This window comes from Kribbella sp. NPDC050820, assembly GCF_040653975.1.
Classification (GTDB): domain Bacteria; phylum Actinomycetota; class Actinomycetes; order Propionibacteriales; family Kribbellaceae; genus Kribbella.
This window is the reverse complement of record NZ_JBFAHB010000010.1, coordinates 125,357-142,020: the sequence shown is the minus strand read 5'-3', so window position 1 is coordinate 142,020 and position 16,664 is coordinate 125,357. Positions and strand designations below refer to the sequence as shown.

At 69.7% G+C, this 16,664-nt stretch carries 19 protein-coding genes; 11 read left to right on the top strand and 8 right to left on the bottom strand.

All coding sequences use genetic code 11. The features are described from left to right. Position 1: 1 nt before the first annotated feature. The 8 genes from AB0H36_RS12265 to AB0H36_RS12230 form a co-directional block, all read right to left on the bottom strand. Entirely contained in the window at positions 2 to 535 is a 534-nt protein-coding gene (locus AB0H36_RS12265; protein WP_360520490.1) for a PadR family transcriptional regulator, read from the bottom strand. A 112-nt stretch (positions 536 to 647) separates the two neighbouring features. After that, positions 648 to 1,115, bottom strand: coding sequence for a hypothetical protein (locus AB0H36_RS12260; protein WP_360520487.1), 468 nt, complete (start codon positions 1,113 to 1,115; stop codon positions 648 to 650). Between the two features lie 22 nt (positions 1,116 to 1,137). Continuing rightward, a complete protein-coding gene (locus AB0H36_RS12255; protein WP_360520484.1) occupies positions 1,138 to 1,839 on the bottom strand; it encodes a type 1 glutamine amidotransferase domain-containing protein in 702 nt (233 codons plus the stop codon). After that, entirely contained in the window at positions 1,836 to 2,270 is a 435-nt protein-coding gene (locus AB0H36_RS12250; protein ID WP_360520481.1) for an SRPBCC family protein, read from the bottom strand. The genes AB0H36_RS12255 and AB0H36_RS12250 overlap by 4 nt, the downstream gene beginning before the upstream one ends. Before the next feature lie 76 nt (positions 2,271 to 2,346). Further along, on the bottom strand, positions 2,347 to 3,669 hold the full coding sequence (locus tag AB0H36_RS12245; protein WP_360520478.1) for a cytochrome P450: 1,323 nt from the start codon (positions 3,667 to 3,669) through the stop codon (positions 2,347 to 2,349). Then, on the bottom strand, positions 3,666 to 5,078 hold the full coding sequence (locus AB0H36_RS12240; protein ID WP_360520475.1) for an FAD-binding oxidoreductase: 1,413 nt from the start codon (positions 5,076 to 5,078) through the stop codon (positions 3,666 to 3,668). Before AB0H36_RS12240 ends, AB0H36_RS12245 begins: the two co-directional genes overlap by 4 nt. Before the next feature lie 28 nt (positions 5,079 to 5,106). Further along, complete coding sequence (locus tag AB0H36_RS12235; protein WP_360520472.1) at positions 5,107 to 6,483, bottom strand: TrpB-like pyridoxal phosphate-dependent enzyme; 1,377 nt, start codon at positions 6,481 to 6,483, stop codon at positions 5,107 to 5,109. Between the two features lie 103 nt (positions 6,484 to 6,586). Beyond that, positions 6,587 to 7,081 (bottom strand): thioesterase family protein, encoded by a 495-nt coding sequence (locus AB0H36_RS12230; RefSeq protein WP_360520469.1) that lies wholly within the window; start codon positions 7,079 to 7,081, stop codon positions 6,587 to 6,589. A gap of 414 nt (positions 7,082 to 7,495) precedes the next feature. Here AB0H36_RS12230 and AB0H36_RS12225 point away from each other — a divergent pair, with 414 nt between their 5' ends. The 11 genes from AB0H36_RS12225 to AB0H36_RS12175 all read left to right on the top strand — a co-directional run bounded on the left by AB0H36_RS12225 (position 7,496) and on the right by AB0H36_RS12175 (position 16,662). Further along, the gene (locus AB0H36_RS12225) at positions 7,496 to 8,050 is read left to right on the top strand and encodes a 4'-phosphopantetheinyl transferase superfamily protein (RefSeq protein WP_360520467.1); all 555 of its coding nucleotides are present in this window, start codon (positions 7,496 to 7,498) and stop codon (positions 8,048 to 8,050) included. A gap of 2 nt (positions 8,051 to 8,052) precedes the next feature. After that, the gene (locus tag AB0H36_RS12220) at positions 8,053 to 9,021 is read left to right on the top strand and encodes an ACP S-malonyltransferase (RefSeq protein ID WP_360520619.1); all 969 of its coding nucleotides are present in this window, start codon (positions 8,053 to 8,055) and stop codon (positions 9,019 to 9,021) included. Between the two features lie 26 nt (positions 9,022 to 9,047). Further along, the gene (locus AB0H36_RS12215) at positions 9,048 to 9,785 is read left to right on the top strand and encodes a 3-oxoacyl-ACP reductase family protein (protein WP_360520464.1); all 738 of its coding nucleotides are present in this window, start codon (positions 9,048 to 9,050) and stop codon (positions 9,783 to 9,785) included. Positions 9,786 to 9,871: 86 nt separating this feature from the next. Further along, positions 9,872 to 10,159: a phosphopantetheine-binding protein gene (locus AB0H36_RS12210; RefSeq protein ID WP_360520461.1), complete on the top strand. Its 288-nt coding sequence runs from the start codon at positions 9,872 to 9,874 to the stop codon at positions 10,157 to 10,159. Further along, positions 10,156 to 10,671: a 3-hydroxyacyl-ACP dehydratase FabZ gene (fabZ, locus tag AB0H36_RS12205; RefSeq protein WP_360520458.1), complete on the top strand. Its 516-nt coding sequence runs from the start codon at positions 10,156 to 10,158 to the stop codon at positions 10,669 to 10,671. Before AB0H36_RS12210 ends, fabZ begins: the two co-directional genes overlap by 4 nt. Before the next feature lie 11 nt (positions 10,672 to 10,682). Beyond that, on the top strand, positions 10,683 to 11,705 hold the full coding sequence (locus AB0H36_RS12200; protein WP_360520455.1) for a glycine cleavage T C-terminal barrel domain-containing protein: 1,023 nt from the start codon (positions 10,683 to 10,685) through the stop codon (positions 11,703 to 11,705). A 27-nt stretch (positions 11,706 to 11,732) separates the two neighbouring features. Next, positions 11,733 to 14,234 (top strand): beta-ketoacyl-[acyl-carrier-protein] synthase family protein, encoded by a 2,502-nt coding sequence (locus tag AB0H36_RS12195; protein ID WP_360520452.1) that lies wholly within the window; start codon positions 11,733 to 11,735, stop codon positions 14,232 to 14,234. Beyond that, complete coding sequence (locus tag AB0H36_RS12190; RefSeq protein ID WP_360520449.1) at positions 14,219 to 14,671, top strand: hypothetical protein; 453 nt, start codon at positions 14,219 to 14,221, stop codon at positions 14,669 to 14,671. The genes AB0H36_RS12195 and AB0H36_RS12190 overlap by 16 nt, the downstream gene beginning before the upstream one ends. Continuing rightward, positions 14,668 to 15,459: an SDR family NAD(P)-dependent oxidoreductase gene (locus tag AB0H36_RS12185; RefSeq protein WP_360520446.1), complete on the top strand. Its 792-nt coding sequence runs from the start codon at positions 14,668 to 14,670 to the stop codon at positions 15,457 to 15,459. The genes AB0H36_RS12190 and AB0H36_RS12185 overlap by 4 nt, the downstream gene beginning before the upstream one ends. Positions 15,460 to 15,490: 31 nt before the next feature. Continuing rightward, positions 15,491 to 16,399: an amidohydrolase family protein gene (locus tag AB0H36_RS12180; protein ID WP_360520616.1), complete on the top strand. Its 909-nt coding sequence runs from the start codon at positions 15,491 to 15,493 to the stop codon at positions 16,397 to 16,399. Further along, positions 16,396 to 16,662 carry a hypothetical protein gene (locus tag AB0H36_RS12175; RefSeq protein ID WP_360520443.1) on the top strand — a complete coding sequence of 89 codons (267 nt, stop codon included), beginning with the start codon at positions 16,396 to 16,398 and terminating at the stop codon, positions 16,660 to 16,662. Before AB0H36_RS12180 ends, AB0H36_RS12175 begins: the two co-directional genes overlap by 4 nt. Positions 16,663 to 16,664: the final 2 nt, after the last annotated feature.

The following is a 16,664-nucleotide window of genomic DNA, read 5'->3' as shown; positions in this document are numbered from 1 at the left end:
CCTAGCCGTTCGCGCCCCGGATCACCGCGGGCAGCGCATCGAACCAGCCCAGCACCGCGCGCTCATATCGCACGCCGAAGTCAAGGGTTGCGGCCGCGTAAGGGTCGGATTCGCCGGTCGGTGGCTCGCTGAGCTGCTTCTCGTACAGGGCAAGGCGTTGGGCGTGGACGTGCCGGTGCGTGGCGATCACCTCGGCGAGCCGGTCCGGTGGTACGTGCCGGCCGAACATCACGACGAGCAGGAGTGGGAACCGGATCAGCTCTTCGGTCACATCGCCCTCGAGCCACTCGGCGAAGGCCGCCCGCCCGGCGTCCGTCAGCGCGTACGGGCGCCGGGCGCGCGGTCCCGGATCGCCCGCCTCGACCAGCCCGGCCTCGGCCATCGCTGTCAGCTCCCGGTAGACCTGGCTCTGAGTCAACGACCAGAAGTCGCCGATGCGCTGCTGGGCGGTGGCGACCAGATCCCATCCGGTCAGCGGGCCCTCGTGCAGGAAGCCGAGCAGCGACGCGGCGGTGGCGTTGAGCGTGCGGGTCATGCGTTCTCCCGGAAGGATCGATGCCTAGACATCCCATTGTGTCAGGTCGCGTCCGAGAACGTTGTGTCCGGGGGCGGCTGCGCCCACGGTGCTCAGCTCCGACTACGAGGTGCTACGAAGCCCGGGCATCGCTGGTGTGGGCTGCGGAGCGGTCGCCGGCGGGTAATTGCAGGCTGGGGACCAGCAGGGTCACGGCGAGTGTCACGACGCCGACCGCGAGACTGACGCCGCCTAGGCCCAGGATGACCACGAAGCCGTTGGGTCCGGTCGCGCCGTCCTCCAAGGCGGACAGGAAGAAACCCGTGGACATGAGCACGCCGCCCACGGGAATGGCCAGGCGTGCCAGCCAGCCCACAGCACCCCAGGCGACCCTGGCCCCGTCGGCGAGCAACAACGCAACCAGGCTCAGGATGACCAACACTCCGGCGTGACCGTGGCCGGCGCGCCAGAACGAGGCCTGGAAGTCCGTCGTCGCCACATTGCCGTTCGAGATCTGCGTCATGAAGACCCCGCCGATCTCGATGGTGACAATGATCAGTAACAGGATTCCGGCAATCACCTGCGAGCGCCTCGTCAGCATCCGAACTCTCCTTCGCGCGTTTTCACCGACACCTATCACCGGTCGCCGTGGCGGCGGCGACCGCCTGCTTGGCCACGAGTTCGGTCGATGCGGGATTCTGGCCGGTCACCAGTCGGCCGTCGACCACGACATGGGGCAGGAAGGGTCCCACCGCGTGGTGCTTGGCGCCGCGCTTGACCAGTTCGTCGGCAAGCAGGAACGGCACAACCGAGGTCATGCCGACGGCGCGTTCCTCGTCGTTGGTGAAGCAGGCGACCTTCCGTCCGGCGACCAGGTACTCGCCGTTCGACAGACGGGCGCCGAGTAGCGCGGCCGGGCCGTGACACACCGCCGCGATCACGGCGTCGTGTTCGTAGGCGTCGCGCAGCAAGGCTGCCAGGTCCTCGTCGTACGGCAGGTCCCAGACCGCACCGTGTCCGCCTGCGGTGAAGACGATCCCGTACGCCGTGGGGTCTACCTCACACACCGGCCGGGTCGCGGCCATCGCGGCGGTCATCGCGTCGTCGGCGAAGAACGCCTGCTGCGCCGGATCCGTGGTGTCGACCGCCTCGAGCGGTGGCCGCCCGCCCTGGATCGAGGCCACCTCGACCCGGAAGCCGGCCGACGCGAACACCTGCCACGACTCGGCCACCTCGGCCGCGTACGCGCCGGTCGGCCGGCCGGTGTCGCCGAGGACGCCGTTGCTGGTCAGTACCAGCAATGCGGTTCCGTCGAAACCGGTCACGGCTGGCCGGCCAGCGCTTCGGCCCGCCGGGCGAGCGTCTCGACCGTCTTCGGAACCCCCGCCGTCAGCTGCGGGCCGAAGCTCTTGCCGAAGTGCTCGGCCGCGGGACCGACCAGGTCGACCCGGAGCTGGATCCGCGTGCGGCCGTCCGGCAGCGGGGTCAGTCGATTGGTCGACCGCAGCGTGACGGTCTCGGCGATCTCGGTCTCGGAGACGTACCCGGAATTTTCGGTCGCCTCGACGATCTTGAACGGCAGCGGGCCGGAGCCGGGCGGGCTCAGCCGGCCGACCGTGCCGGTGACGAAGGGGCCGTCGAGTTCGACGTTGCCCACTGCCGCGTTCCACTCAGGCCAGGTGGCGACGTCCTGATAGCAACTCCAGATTGCTTCCGCTGTCGCGGCGGCCTCCGTGCTGTGCTCGTACGTCCACATTCTCGGGTCTCCGGTCTTGAGTGGTCAGGTCAGACGGCGGTCCGCGTCGGCAGGCTGCTTCCGGCCGTGTCGGACGTCATTTCGGCACGGTCCAGCGGATCGGCAGGTGCTTGATGCCGTTCTGGAAGTTGGACCGCAGCCGCACCGGCTCGCCGTCGGGCGCCACCTCGCCGAGCACTTCCAGCACCGCGCCGAACAGCGCCCGCATCTGCACCCGGGCCAACTGGGCCGCGATGCAGAAGTGCGGACCGTGGCCGAACGCGAGGTGTGGGTTGGGATCCCGGGTGATGTCGAAGGAGTCCGGATCGGAGAACACGGTCTCGTCTCGGTTGGCCGAGGCGAAGTAGACGACCACCTTGTCGCCCTCGCGGATCTCCACATCGGCGAGCGAGGTGTCCTGCACCGCCGTGCGGCGGAACTGGGTCACCGGGCTCCACCAGCGCAGCATCTCCTCGACGGCCGGACCGACGAGCGAGCGGTCGGCGCGCAACTTTGCGTACTGCTCGGGGTAGCTGAGCAGCGCGTGCATGCCGCCGGGCAGTGCGTTGCGGACGGTCTCGTTGCCGGCGACCGAGAACAGCCAGAACAGCTTTTCGAACTCATCGATGCTGACCCGGCCGCCGTCGCTGTCGACCTGCTGCATGAGCAGCGACATGACGTCGTCGCCGGGGTGCTCGCGGCGGTACTGCGCCAGCTCGCGGGCGTAGGCGTAGAGGTCGGCCATGCCGGCGGGCAGCCGCGAGTCCGGCATCCGGCCGTTCTCGTCCGGATCGGGCCGGACCTGCAAGGCCCGGACCGCCATCTCGGTCGCGCCGGTGGTGTCGAATTCGCTGCTCGCCTGGTATTCGGCGTCCTGGACACCGATGACCCGGTTGCTCCAGTCGAACATCAGCCACCGGTCGCTCTCCGGCACGCCGAGAATGTCGGCGAGCGTCAGCAACGGAAGATCGGCGGCGATGTCGCGGGCGAAGTCGCAGCTGCCACGCTCGACGACGGCGCCGACCAGGTCGCGGGCGTAGCCGCCGATCCGTTCCTCCAGCTTCGCGACCGCGCGAGGCGCGAACGCCTTGGTGAGCAGCCCGCGCAGCCGGGAGTGGTCCGGAGGGTCCATGTTGATCATCATCTGCCGCAGCGGCGGCAGGAGTGGCGGGGGCGCGTCGTAGATCTGCGTGAGCCCCCGGCTGGACGAGTAGACCTGCGGCGACCGCAGCACGGTCTCGACGTCGGCGTACCGCAGCACCGCCCAGAAACCGGGTCCGGCCGGCCAGTTGTCGACAGATGGCTCGGGCACCCACACCACACCGTGCTCGCGCCGCAGCCGCCCCATCAGCTCGTGCGGTACGCCGGCAACGTAGGTGTCGGGGTGTACCAAGACCTCGGTACTCGTCGGCGCGTTCACGACCGGCCTCCGGCATCGCTCGCGGGCTTGATGTTGTGGTTGAAGCGGAACGTGTTGTCGGGGTCGTACTCCGCCTTCACCGCGGCCAGCCGGCGCATCCGCGCGTCGTTCCAGAACGCGCTCACCCGGTCGGTGTCCTCGTCGTCGGTCACCAGGTTGAGGTAGGTGTCGCCCGATCCGAGCGCGCGCAGGTCTGCACCGGCCTGCTTGGCCCAGGACCGGCAGCGGTCGGTTTCGGCCGGGTCGGTCCACTGGCCGAGGACGTGGATCAGCCAGCTCTCCTGCCGGTGGCTGAAGGCGGTCGCGTCCGGCGGCACCCGGGTGACCGCCGCGTTGAACGGGATGACCTCGATGATCGAGTGCCGGTCCGGCAGCGTGCTGCCGTACGAAGCCAATGTCTCGATCTGCTTGCTGCCCAGCTCGGGGAGATACTCGCCGGTCCAGTAGTGCAGGTTGCCGTCCGGGTTCAGCGGGTCGAGCATCTGCTGCACCATGACGTACGGCATCGGATAGACGAAGTTGAGCACCGGCGATCCGAACTCCTGGACCGGCTTGACGACCTGCTGACCCTGCTCGGGCGGGCCCGCGTACCGTAGGAAGATCCCGATCAGCCGGCTGCCTCGATGCTCCTCCGGTATCACGTCCAGCGGCGGGGCGAACTGGAAGATCGCGTCCGCGCTGAGCTCCTCCGGCGCGTCTGCGATGAAGTCCCGCAGGAACGCGAGCACCTCGGGCGCCTGGTCGACAGGGTAGGCGACGAGACCCGCCAGGATGGTCGGTCCCACCGGGTGACAGCGGAACTCGAACGAGGTCACGACGCCGAAGTTGCCGCCGCCACCGCGCAGCGCCCAGAACAGCTCCGGGTGGCTGTCCGCGCTGGCGGTGACGAGGCTGCCGTCGGCGGTCACCACATCAGCAGACAGCAGGTTGTCGCAGGTCAGCCCGTACTTGCGCTGGAGCATCCCCATGCCGCCGTTGAGGGTGAGGCCCGCGATCCCGGTCATCGAGACCTGACCGGTTGGCGTGGCAAGACCGAACAGCTGGGTGTCGCCGTCGAGGTCGGCGAGGGTGGCGCCGCCCGCGACCCGCACGCTCGGGCCATTCGGGCCGGCCGGGTCGACGCGGACACCACGCATCAACGACAGGTCGACGAGCGCGCCGCCGTCACAGGTGCCGTGCCCCGCGACACTGTGGCCGCCGCCACGGATCGCGACGGGCAGGCCGTGCTCGCGAGCGAACTGCACGGTCTTCACCACGTCGGCGACGCCCTGGCAGCGGGCGATCAGCGCAGGCCGGCGGTCGATCATGCCGTTGTAGACCCGCCGGGCGCGGTCGTAGTCGGGATGGTCGGGTACGACCAGCTCACCGCGCAGAGCCATGTCCAGCTGGTCGGTCGGTAGGTGAGTCATTCGAGAGCCTCCCAGAACGGTGGTGGTGTCAGCGGGGTGAGACGACGGGGAGCTGGCTCAAGAAGACCTCCAGCTGCTCGTCGGACAGCTCGTCGTCGGTGATCTCTCCGGCTTGGAACGCGGTGTACGCGCCGAGGTCGAAGTGCGCGTGGCCGGTGACGAGCACCAGGATCGCCTGCTCGGTGCCGGTCTCCCGGCAGCGGACGGCCTCGTCGATGCAGGCGGCGAGGCCGTGGGTGGCCTCGGGCGCGGGCATGATCCCCTCCGTGCGGGCGAACAGCAGGCCGGCCGCGAAGCATTCGGTCTGCGGCTTGGCCACCGGCTGGATCAGCCCCTTGTGGACGGCGTACGAGACAAGCGACGAGACACCGTGGTAGCGCAGCCCGCCGGCGTGGATCGCGGCGGGTACGAACGAGTGGCCGACGGTGTACATCTTCATCAGCGGCGTCAGGCCTTCCATGTCGCCGTAGTCCCAGGCATAGCGGCCACGGGTCATCGCGGGGCAGGCGGTCGGCTCGACGGCGACGATGCGGACGTCGCGGGTGCCGGTCAGCTTCTCGCGCAGGAACGGAAAGGCCAGCCCGCCCATCGACGAGCCGCCGCCGACACAGCTGATCAGGACGTCGGGATAGTCCTCGGCCAGTTCGAACTGCTTGAGCGCCTCCTCGCCGATGACGGTCTGGTGCAGCAGAGTATGGCCGGCGGTGCTGCCGAGCGCGTAGCCGACGCTCTCGTCGGCGAGAGCGACCTCGACCGCCTCGCTGACCGCCAGCCCGATACTGCCGAGCGGCTTGCTGCCAGGCGGCTCGGCTGCCAGGGCCTTGCGGCCGACGTCGGTGTGCGTGGTCGGGCTGCGGTGCACGGTCGCGCCGAACGCCTCCATCATCGTCTTGCGGTAGGGCTTCTGGTCATACGACGCACCCACCCAGAAGACCTCGCACTCGACACCGAACTGGGCGCAGGCGAAGGCGAGCGCAGTACCCCACTGGCCGGCGCCGGTCTCGGTGGTGAGCCTCTTGATGCCCTGGGCGGCGTTGTAGAAGACCTGGGGTACGGCGGTGTTGACCTTGTGCGAGCCGGTCGGGCCGAGCCCTTCGTACTTGTAGTAGATGCGGGCCGGCGTGTCGAGCTCGCGTTCGAGGTTGCGGGCGCGGTAGAGCGGGCTCGGCCGGAACCTCCGGTAGACGTCGCGCACCTCGTCGGGGATGGCGATGAACCGCTCGGTCGAGCCGTCCTGGCGCAACAGCTCGGCCGCCGACAGCGAGCCCATCTCGGCGGCCGACATGGGCTGGTGGGTGCGCGGGTGCAGCGGCCGCGGCGGGCGCTCGGGCAGGTCGGCGACGATGTTGTACCACTGGGTGGGAATGTCGTTCTCGTCGAGCTGGTACTTGATCTGGCCGCTCATCATCATCCCTGTCGTCGGGCCGCGGGTGTTTGTCCGACCGATTTTGGCGAAGTCGTCGGTGTTTGCTGGCCTGCAGTTCGCTTTCGCTGAGCTGTATAAAATCTCAGCTCACTGTCTCGCTGGTGACGGCCAGTGGTCGCGCGGGGTTTCCCTGGCGTACTTGCTGGCTGCTGAGAAATGCCTCGAACTTTTCATGGAAGGAATCCGGCGCCCGCATGCGGAGACCCTTTTTCAGGTCGACCAACGCATGGCCGGACTTTGCCTCCGCGATCAGCTGGCCGCCCCTTTTGCGGTAGATCTCGTAGTAGCAGTCCAGTCGCGCCGTGGGCGTCGTCGCCCAGGTGCGGATCAGCAGGTCGTCGAGGTAGAGGGCGGGGCTGTGGAAGCGGACGTGGAACTCGGTCGTGGTGATCTGGTAGTTCCAGTAGTCGACCCCGGCTGCCAGGGCGAACGCCTCCCGGCCAAGGTCGCACCATGCCATGTAGTTGCCGTAGTAGGCATGGCGCTGACCGTCGCACTCCGACCATCGCACCCGGGCGGCCGTCTCGACGTACCCCCAGCGCATCACTCGAGGCGCTGTCTCGACCCAGCGGGGCATAGACCGTCATTCCTTCCAGTCGGTGTTCACGGTTCACGCGGTCACGCGGTTCACGTGCCGGCCAGAGCATGGTGATGGTCACGTCAGCTCTGCGCGAATCTCGCCGGGCCCCAGGCTGCTGGCCGGATAGTTGCGGTGTCAAGGTGTACGCCGGATCGTGGCTGATTACTGCTATCTCGGGTTTGGTCGCCTGCGGTAGATATTTCAACCTGATTTTGGGCCGGCCGGGTCACTGACCAGAATTGGATTCCTCGCATTTCGTACCAGCTAGGATCAGCCAATGCCGGAGAAGTCCTTGACAGGTCAGGTTCGGCATTCGTAGCGTCGGCGCCGTCCCCTACGAATATGTTGTGGTCGAAATTCTTCGCCTAACTGTCCGTGCGCCGAAAACAGGTGCGTGTTGGGAGCTTATTCATGAGTCGTTCAATCGGCGCCCGCGATCCGGGCACAGTGGCCTGGGAGGACGGGTTCGCCGCCACGGCGGGTGAGGTGCTGACGTTGACACGGGTGCCGGCCGGGCAGTTGTGGGGTGCCGGAGTCGACGTCATCGACCACGACCGCTTCGCGCTTGCGATCCGGCGTACCGGTCCCGCATTACTGGGCCGCGTCTTCGACGACAGCGAGCGGTCCGGTTCGGACGAATGTCGTGACGGCAGCGCACCGGAGCTCGCGCGGCTGGGTCGCCTGTTCGGCATCAAGGAAAGCGTCGTCAAGGTCGCGGGTGGTCTACCCGCCGGTGCCGGCTATCGCGACATCGTGGTCGGGGAGGCCGGCGACGACGGCGTCCGGACGATCGAGTTGCGCGGTGAGCTGGCCCGCTGGGCCGGACGCCACCAGGTGACGTTGATCGGTGGTGTGCTGCCCGCCGGCCGGGTGCTGCCTACCGGCGATCCGTCCACGCCGCACCTTGACCTGTGCTGGGCAGCCGCGACGTCTGGTGGGTCCGAGGCAGCGGGGGTGGCACGGTGAGTATGAGAGACGGTGCGGGCGACAGCGCGCGGGGCACAGCGTTCGTTTTCCCCGGGCAGGGAAGCCAGCGGCCTGCGATGGGTCGGGAGCTGTCCAGGTGTGGCGAGCAGGCACGCGCGCTGATCGACCGTTCGGAGGAGCTGTCCGGCGTGCCGGTCGGTGAGCTGATGACCCACGCGGACGCGGCGACCCTGGCCGATCCCGAGGCCGCGCAGCTCACCATCTTCGTGTGGTCGAGTGTGCTGACTGCGGAGCTCGCCACAGCCGGGTTCCGGCCGGTCGCGGTGGCCGGACACAGCCTCGGCGAATACTCGGCGCTGGTCGCGGCCGGCTGCCTCAGCTGGGAGTCGGCACTCGTCCTCGTGGCCCGCCGCGGCCGGGCGATGGCCGACGCCGCGCGCCGGCAACCTGGCGCTATGGCCGCCATCGTCGGCCTCTCGACGGACCAGATCACCGAGCTCTGCCAGCAGCGCGCGGACGGTGCGGGCGTCGTCGTCCTGGCGAACATCAACGCGGCACGCCAGGTGGTGATCTCCGGGACCAGCGCGCAGGTGGAGGAGGTAGCCGACGCCGCGCGGTCCGCCGGAGCGCTCCGGGTGAAGCGGCTGCCGGTCGGCGGCGCGTACCACTCGCCGCTGATGGCCGAGGCCGAACGAGAGCTCGCTCCGCTGATCGCGGCGGCCGACCTGCGCCCGCCGCAGGTGCCGTTCGTGTCCAGTGTGACCGGGACCGTCGTCGACGACATCGAGCGGTACCGGCAGCTGCTCGCCACCCAGATCACTCACCCGGTCAGGTGGTCGGACACGGTCGAGACGCTCGGCCGGACGGGCGCGGGCATCTTCGTCGAGGTCGGCCCGGGCCGGGTGCTCACCGGGCTCGGCCGGAACATGCTGCGAGCGGCCGAACACCTCGCTGGAATCGAAGCCCTGGGGACTCCCGTCCGGGCCGTCGCGGCGGGGCAAGGGTCATGAGCGCGGCCACGAGCACGGCCACGAGCATGGACGGACGGGTCGTGCTGGTGACCGGCGCCACGAAGGGCATCGGGCTCGGCATCGCGATCGACCTGGCGAAAGCCGGCGCCCGCGTTCTGCTGAACTACCGCCGCGACACCGAGCAGGCCAAGGAGGCGCTCCGCCAGGTTCGCCAGCACCAGCCTGACGCCGAGCTGGTGCAGGCCGACATTGCGCAGGCGGCCGAGGTCGACAAGATGTTCCGTCAGATCCGCGCCGATCACGGCCGGCTGGACGGCCTGGTCAGCAACGCCGGGATCGCCAACGACGGCTATGCCCTGATGATGGGCGAGCAGAAATGGCGCACGGTCGTCGACACGAACCTCACCGGATCGTTCCTGGTGTGCCGGGCGGCCGCGCGGCAGATGGCGTCGCAACGTTCCGGCGCGATCGTCGCGGTGGCCTCGACCAGCGGCGTGAACGCCCCCCAAGGGCAGGCGAACTACGCCGCGTCCAAGGCGGGCCTGCTCGCGCTGGTCCGGGTGCTGGCCAAGGAGCTCGGCAGCTACGGCGTACGGGTCAACGCGGTCGTCCCCGGCTTCATCGACACCGCGATGACCCGGTCCATGCCGCAGAACCAGCTCAACGCCTTCGTCGAGCGCGTACCGCTGGGCCGGATCGGCGCACCCGACGACGTCGCGCCGGTGGTGCGGTTCCTGCTCGGTGCCGAGGCGGCGTACGTGACCGGAGCCTCCGTCGTGATCGACGGCGGCCTGACTTGCTGAGCCACTGACCTGAGCAACTGACCTGAGCCACTGACCTGAGCCACTGACCGACATTCCGACACTGGACCCACGACAGGAGAAGCCACATGGTGGCAACGCTGGAAGAGACGAAGCTGGCGGCCAAGGCCCGCCGGGAGCTGTGCGGCGAGGTGAAGCACCTGCTGGTGGACCGGCTCGCCCTCTCGGTCGATCCCGACAAGATCGGCGACGACCAGCCGCTGTTCGGGCGCGGACTGGAGCTCGACTCCATCGACACGCTCGAGCTGGCGATGGCGGTCGAGGAGAAGTTCGGCGTAGTGATCACCGACGACGACACCGAGAGCCTGCTCTCGCTGAACCGCCTCGTCGACCACGTGGTGGCCAACCGATCATGAGCGTCCCGGCCGCAGACCAGCAACTGGCTGCCGACGGTCGGCCGGCCAGCCTGTCCGCCGACGACATCGCTCGGCTGCTCCCGCATCGGTACCCGTTCTTCCTGCTGGACAAGGTGGTGTCGGTCGAGCCGGGCGTCCGTGCGGAGGCGATCAAGAACGTCACGTCGTCCGACCCCGTGCTCGCCGGGCATTTCCCTGGCCGGATGCTCTATCCCGGCGTCCTCCTGGTCGAATGCGTCGCCCAGCTGGCCGCCGTGATCTACGGCAGCGCGGCGGCCTCGCGGGCCACCGGAGAGCTCGTCGCCGACGTCGCGGACCGGGTCGGTTACCTCGCCGAGATCAAGCAGGCGAAGTTCCTGGGCACGGTGCTGCCCGGCGACCAGGTGATCGTCCGCGCCCACACCGGACCTCGGATGGGCAGCCTCATGTCGGTGACCGGACAGGCGTCGGTCGGCCGTGACGTCGTGATGACGACTCGGCTTGTCGTGACCGAACGGAATGAAAGCGAATGAAGGAGAGTACGATGCAGAACGTCTATTCCGACACGGTCGCCGAGTACGAGCTGCTGCGCGGCGCGTGCGGTCTCGTCGACTACACCGGCATGGGCCTGGTCCGGGTCGCTGGACCCGAGGCGGCCGCGTTCCTGGGACAGGTCTCGACCCGCAGCGTCGACTTCCTGCTCGAGGGGCAGATCTCGGCGTCCCTGCTGTTGACCCAGGACGGCACCGTCGTGGCCGAGGCGCTGATCCACTGCCGCGGCACCGACTACCTCGTCGAGGTGTGGCCCGCGCAGGCCGCCGCGGCGGTGGAGCACCTGACCGCGGCCGGCGCCGCCGGGACCCACGACGTGACCGTGCAGGAGGTGTGCGACGAGTTCCGGGTCTACGGCATCGAGGGTCCGCAGTCGCCGGCGATCGCGCAGAAGTTCCTGCCGTTCCCGATCTCGTCCATGTCGTACGCCAGCTTCGTCACGGCGCCGTGGCGCGACGACCTGGAACTGCTGCTGAGCCGCACCGGCGTCAGCGGCGAGTACGGCTACAAGCTGCACGTCCCGGCCGCCGCCGGCGTTGAGCTGCGCGAGCACCTGCTGAGCCTCGGTGCGTCCGAGGTCGGGCTCGACGCGCTGGACGTCTGCCGGATGGAGATGCGGTTCGCCAACCTCGAGCAGGAAGCCGGCGGAGCGACGCCGTTCGAGATCGGCCTGCAGTGGATGGTCGACTTCGGCCACGAGTTCACCGGCAAGGAAGCCCTGACTGCGCACTGGAACGCCGGACCCGCCCGGCGCCCGGTCTGCTGGATCGCGGCCGACGGGCTCGACGCGGCACCCGACGCCGGCACTCCGCTCGCGATCGGCGGCGAGCAGCTGGGCGCCGTCACGCACGCGGTCTACTCGCCGCGCCTTTCCCGGGTGATCGGCACCGCGCGAGTCGAGTCCGAGGTGGCGGCAGCTGGGCTCGAGTTCACGCTCGACGAGCTCAACCACCCGGTCCAGACCGCCTCCGCGCCGTTCCTCGTCGCGACCAGCTTCGGCGTACCGCTCGAGTAGCGGCACCCGCCGCAGGAGGAGGAACCCATGAACAGCAGCAGCGGCACGGGCAGCAGCCAAGCCGATGAGACAGTACCGCCCACAGGCGTCGCCATCACCGGCGTCGCGATGACCTGCGCGCTCGGCGCGGGCACGGAGTCCGTCTGGACCGGAGTACGCGACGGTGCGACCGGGATCGGCCGGACCCGCCGCCTGGACACGTCCACTTTGAGTTGCCAGTACTCGGGCGAGGTCGCCGACGTACCGGTGCCGCCGCGTCGGGGCCGGGGCCGGGTCGACCGCGCGATCGGCCTTGCGCTGGGTGCGGCGGCCGAGGCCGTCGAGCACGCCAAGCTGGACATCGGCTCGTTCGACCCGTACCGGGTCGGCATCGCGATGGGTACGTCGGTCGGCGGCCTGGACGCGGGGGAGCAGTACCACTGGGAGTTGCTGCGCGGCGGTGGCCGGGTTGACGCCGCCTCGAGGCACCACCTGCTCGTCTACCCGCTCTACACCTCGACCGACGCGGTGAGCACGGCGTTCGGGCTCAAGGGTCCGAAGGTGGTGATCTCCAACGCGTGCGCGGCCGGGGCCAACTCGATCGGCTGGGCAGTCGACGCGATCCGCGACGGCCGGGCCGACGTGATGCTGGCCGGTGGCGTGGACGTGCTCGACATCCTCTCGCTGGCCGGCTTCGACAGCCTCAAGGCGCTGGACGAGCAGCCCTGCGCGCCGTACTCCCGCAGCAGCGGCCTCAATATCGGTGAGGGCGCGGCCATGCTGGTGCTCGAGTCCGAGCAGGTCGCCCGGGAACGTGGAGCACAGGTTCTGGCCTACGTCCTCGGCTATGCGCTCACCAGCGACGCGCACCACGCGACAGCACCGGATCCGGTGGGCGGCGGTGCATCGCGCGCGATGCGCCGGGCATTGGAGCAGGCCGGCTTCACGCTCGGCGATGTCGACTATGTCAACGGTCACGGGACGGGTACGCCCGCCAACGACAGCGCCGAGCGGAAGGCCGTCATCGCACTCTTCGGCGCGACCGGCGGTCCGCCGATGAGCAGTACCAAGTCGCAGGTCGGGCACATGCTGGGTGCGGCCGGCGCGCTGGAGGCCGCGGTGTGCGCGATGGCGTTGCACGACCAGGTGCTGCCGCCGACGGTGAATGTCGACGAGGCGGCGCTGCTGGACAGTGCCGGCGCCAAGCCGACGTACGACATTGTGGCGAACCAGTCCCGGCCCGCCGAGATTGACGTCGTGGTGTCGAACTCGTTCGCGTTCGGTGGCAACAACTGTGCGCTCGTGCTGGGTCGTACGCCCGGACCGGCGCCGGCCCGGCCGGACCGGCGGGTGGTGCTGACCGGTGCCGGAGTCGTCTCGCCCATCGGCTTGGGGCGCGACGGGTTCCTCACCGCGCTGAAGGCGGGCACCGTCGGCATCGGACAGGCGACCGGCGTCGACACCAGCCAGGCCGCGAGCCAACTCACGGCGGAGATCAGCGATCAGGACTACCGGCGCTGGATCAACCCGGCGTACGCCCGTCGGCTCGACCAGCTCGGTCTCCTCGTCCTCGCCGCGACCCGGAGCGCCTTCTCCGACGCGGGCTATCAGATCACCCGGCAGAACGCCACGCAGGTCGGCATGGTCTTCGGCACCTACACCGGACCGCTGGAGACGGTGGCGCAGCTGACCGAGACGATCGGCACCGAAGGTCCGCACCGCGTCAACCCGCGCCTGTTCCCCAACTCGGTGATGAACGCGGCACCCGGTCACGCCTGTCTGTCACTGCAGATCAAGGGCCCGCTGTCGACGCTCGCGATCGGCTGCGCGTCGGGTGTCGCGGGCCTCGGCTACGCCACGGACCTGGTACGCCGCGGTGAGGCCGAAGTGATGGCGGCGGTCAGCGCGGACGAACTCACGCCGCTGCTCCATCTCGGCTACGACCACCTGGGACTGCTGGCGTCGGACGAGGTACGCCCGTACGACCGCGAGTCCAGCGGATGCGTGCTGGGCGCGGGCGCGGCGGCCCTCGTGGTGGAGTCGCTGGAGCACGCGGAAGCGCGGGGAGCAACGATCCTCGCGGAGATCCGCGGCCACGGCGGCACCGGCGACGCATACCGGGTCGCCGGCAACGAGCCGTCCGGCGAGGCCTGGGCGCAGTGCCACCGCAACGCGCTCGCCCACGCGGGCCTGACCGCGGGCGACGTCGGTGTGGTGTACGGCGACGCCCGAGGGACGGCGGCGATCGACCGGGCCGAGGCCCAGGCGGTCGGCGCGGTGTTCCCGGCCAACTCGACGCGACTCGCCAACCTCAGCGGGCAGGTCGGTCACATCCACGCCACGACAGCGCTGATGTCGGTGCTCAGTGCGGTGGAGAGCATGCGGACCGGTTGGGTTCCGGCGATCACCGGGCTGCGCGATCCGCTGCCGGGGCTCGAGGCGTACGTCGGGTCGGACCACGACCCCACGGGCCGAGCCGCGCTCGTGACAGCGGCGAACTGGGGCGGCACATATGCCTCGGTGCTGCTGACCCCATGGCCGTCACAGTGAACCCGGCCGGGGCTGCCCAGCATCTCGACGGGGAACCCGCTGACGACTCGGCGGGCCCGGCGGTCCTGTACGTGTCCGCGATGCGGGCGCCGACCGGATCACCCGGACATCCAGGCTGGCGCCAGTTGGTGAGCCCGGCCGAGCTGGCGTACTGCCTCGAGCTCGGCCTGGTCGGCGAGCACGTGGCGGCGCGGGTGGTGGCGAAACGCGCGATCGCCGAGGCGCTGCGCTGGCCCGGACCGGTGCCGTGGTCAGGCATCGAAATCCTGCGGATGCCGCCCGGCGGGCCGACGGTCCGGTTGAGCGGCGCGGTCGAGCGGTGGCGACGCCGAATGCGGTTGCCGGTGCCGCGGGTCTCGCTCAGCCATGCCGCGGGGTACGCCGCCGCGCTCGCCTGGCTGCCGGGGCGCCGAGACGACGTGGAGGCCGGCTGGTGAGGGTGGACACGCCCGCAACCGACCCGTCGGCGCGGACGACCCGGCTGGCGGGCCGGATCGCCCTGGTCTCCGGCGCGGCCAGCGGCATCGGCCGTGCCGTGGCGGAGATCCTGGTCGGCGCCGGCGCGGGCGTCGTACTGGGCGACATCGACCGTGGCCGGTGCGAGGCGGTGGCCAAGGAGCTCGGTGCGGCCGATCTGCCGGGCCGGGTCATTGCGACCGAGCTGGACGTCACCGATGCCGGAGCCTGGTCCCGCTTCACCCGGACCGCCCGCCGGCACTTCGGCTACCCCGACCTGCTTGTCAACAACGCCGGCGTGCTCGGGATCCATGGCCTGGAAGGCGTCACCGACTCCGAGTGGAACCACGTGGTCGACGTCTGCCAGCGCGGCACCTGGCTGGGCCTGCAGGCCGCGGTGCCGTGCATGCATCTGGCCGGTGGCGGCGCGATCGTCAACGTGTGCTCGGTGTTCGGGCAGATCGGCTCCGGTGCGGCGTTCGCTTACCACGGCGCCAAGGGCGCGGTCGGGGCGATGACGCGGGCCGCAGCGGTCGAGCTGGCGCCCGCCCGTATCCGGGTCAACGCCGTGTCGCCCGGAATGGTCGAGACGCCGATGACCACCGGTCTGCCCCAGCAGTTCGTCAGCGACTTCGTGGCCGCCACGCCGATGGGGCGGATGGCAACACCGCGCGAGATCGCCGCCGCCGTGCTGTTCCTGCTGTCCGACGACGCGTCCTTCATCACCGGGACCGACCTGCTGGTCGACGGCGGATATGCGGCCCGATGAAACCCCTGAGTAGGACGAGGAGGTGACCGCGATGATCGACGACATCTTCGTCATCGACGCCACGACGCATACGTACAACCTGTCCGACGCCAACCTGCTCGGCCCGGCCGGCCGGCCCGGCAGGCACGCGATCGTTTTCCGCAACGACGAGCTGGCGAAGCGCTGGCCGCAGCGGTTCCTGACCTATGCGGGCGTGAATCCGGTCGACGGGCCCGACGCGTGTGTCGCGTCGCTGACCGATCAGCTCGACCGGCTGCCCGGCACGATCGGGCTGAAGGTCTACCCGGACGCCGGCACGCCCGACCGCAGCTGGCGGATGGACGACCCGGCGTACGCGCCGTTGTTCGAGCTGGCAATCGAGCGGGGCTTGAAGGTGGTCGCCTGCCACAAGGTGGTGCCGAACGGGCTGGTCCCGCTCGAGCCGTACCGGATCGACGACCTCGAACGCGCGGCGATCAGCTATCCGCAGCTGTCGTTCGAGATCGTGCACGCGGGCCTGCCGCCGTTCGTCGACGAGGTGACGATGGCGCTGACCCGCCTGCCGAACGTGTACGCCAACCTCGAGATCACCTCGGCGTTCCTGGAGCGCGGCTTCGGCGTGGTCGAGGAGGCGCTGGCGGCCTTCATCGGGTTCGCCGGCGTCCACAAACTGGTGTACGCCTCGGGTGGAATGCATTTCCATCCGCAGCCCATCATCGAACGGTTGCTCGGCTGGGAGATCTCCGACGAGCTGCTGAACCGCCACCGGATCGAACCGCTGACCGCCGCCGACCGGGCCGCCATCTTGGGCGGCAATTTCGCGCGCATGGCCGGGCTCGACGTCGACGAGCTCCGCAACGGCATCGCCGACGACGAGTTCGCCCAGGCCCGCCGCGACGGTGGTCGCCGGCCCGCCTGGACCCACTGGCGTGAACTAGTCCCCGAGTCGGTGACCGCATGACCGCCCCCGTCTCCCGACGAGTGAACGGCAGGACGACGGCGGCAGGCGAGACAGTCGCGTACTGCCTGGCCGTCGCGACCATCATGCGGGCGATCGAGCACCGGGTCGGCGAGATCGGCGGCGTCACCGACGTACGGGTCGAGATCGATCAGGACGCTCAGTGGTCGCCAGACCTGATGACGGCGTACCGCCGCGACCGGCTCGCTGCCCATCGCGCCGCGGACCGTACCGAACATCGTGTGACAGACCTGGGGAGGTTGTAGGG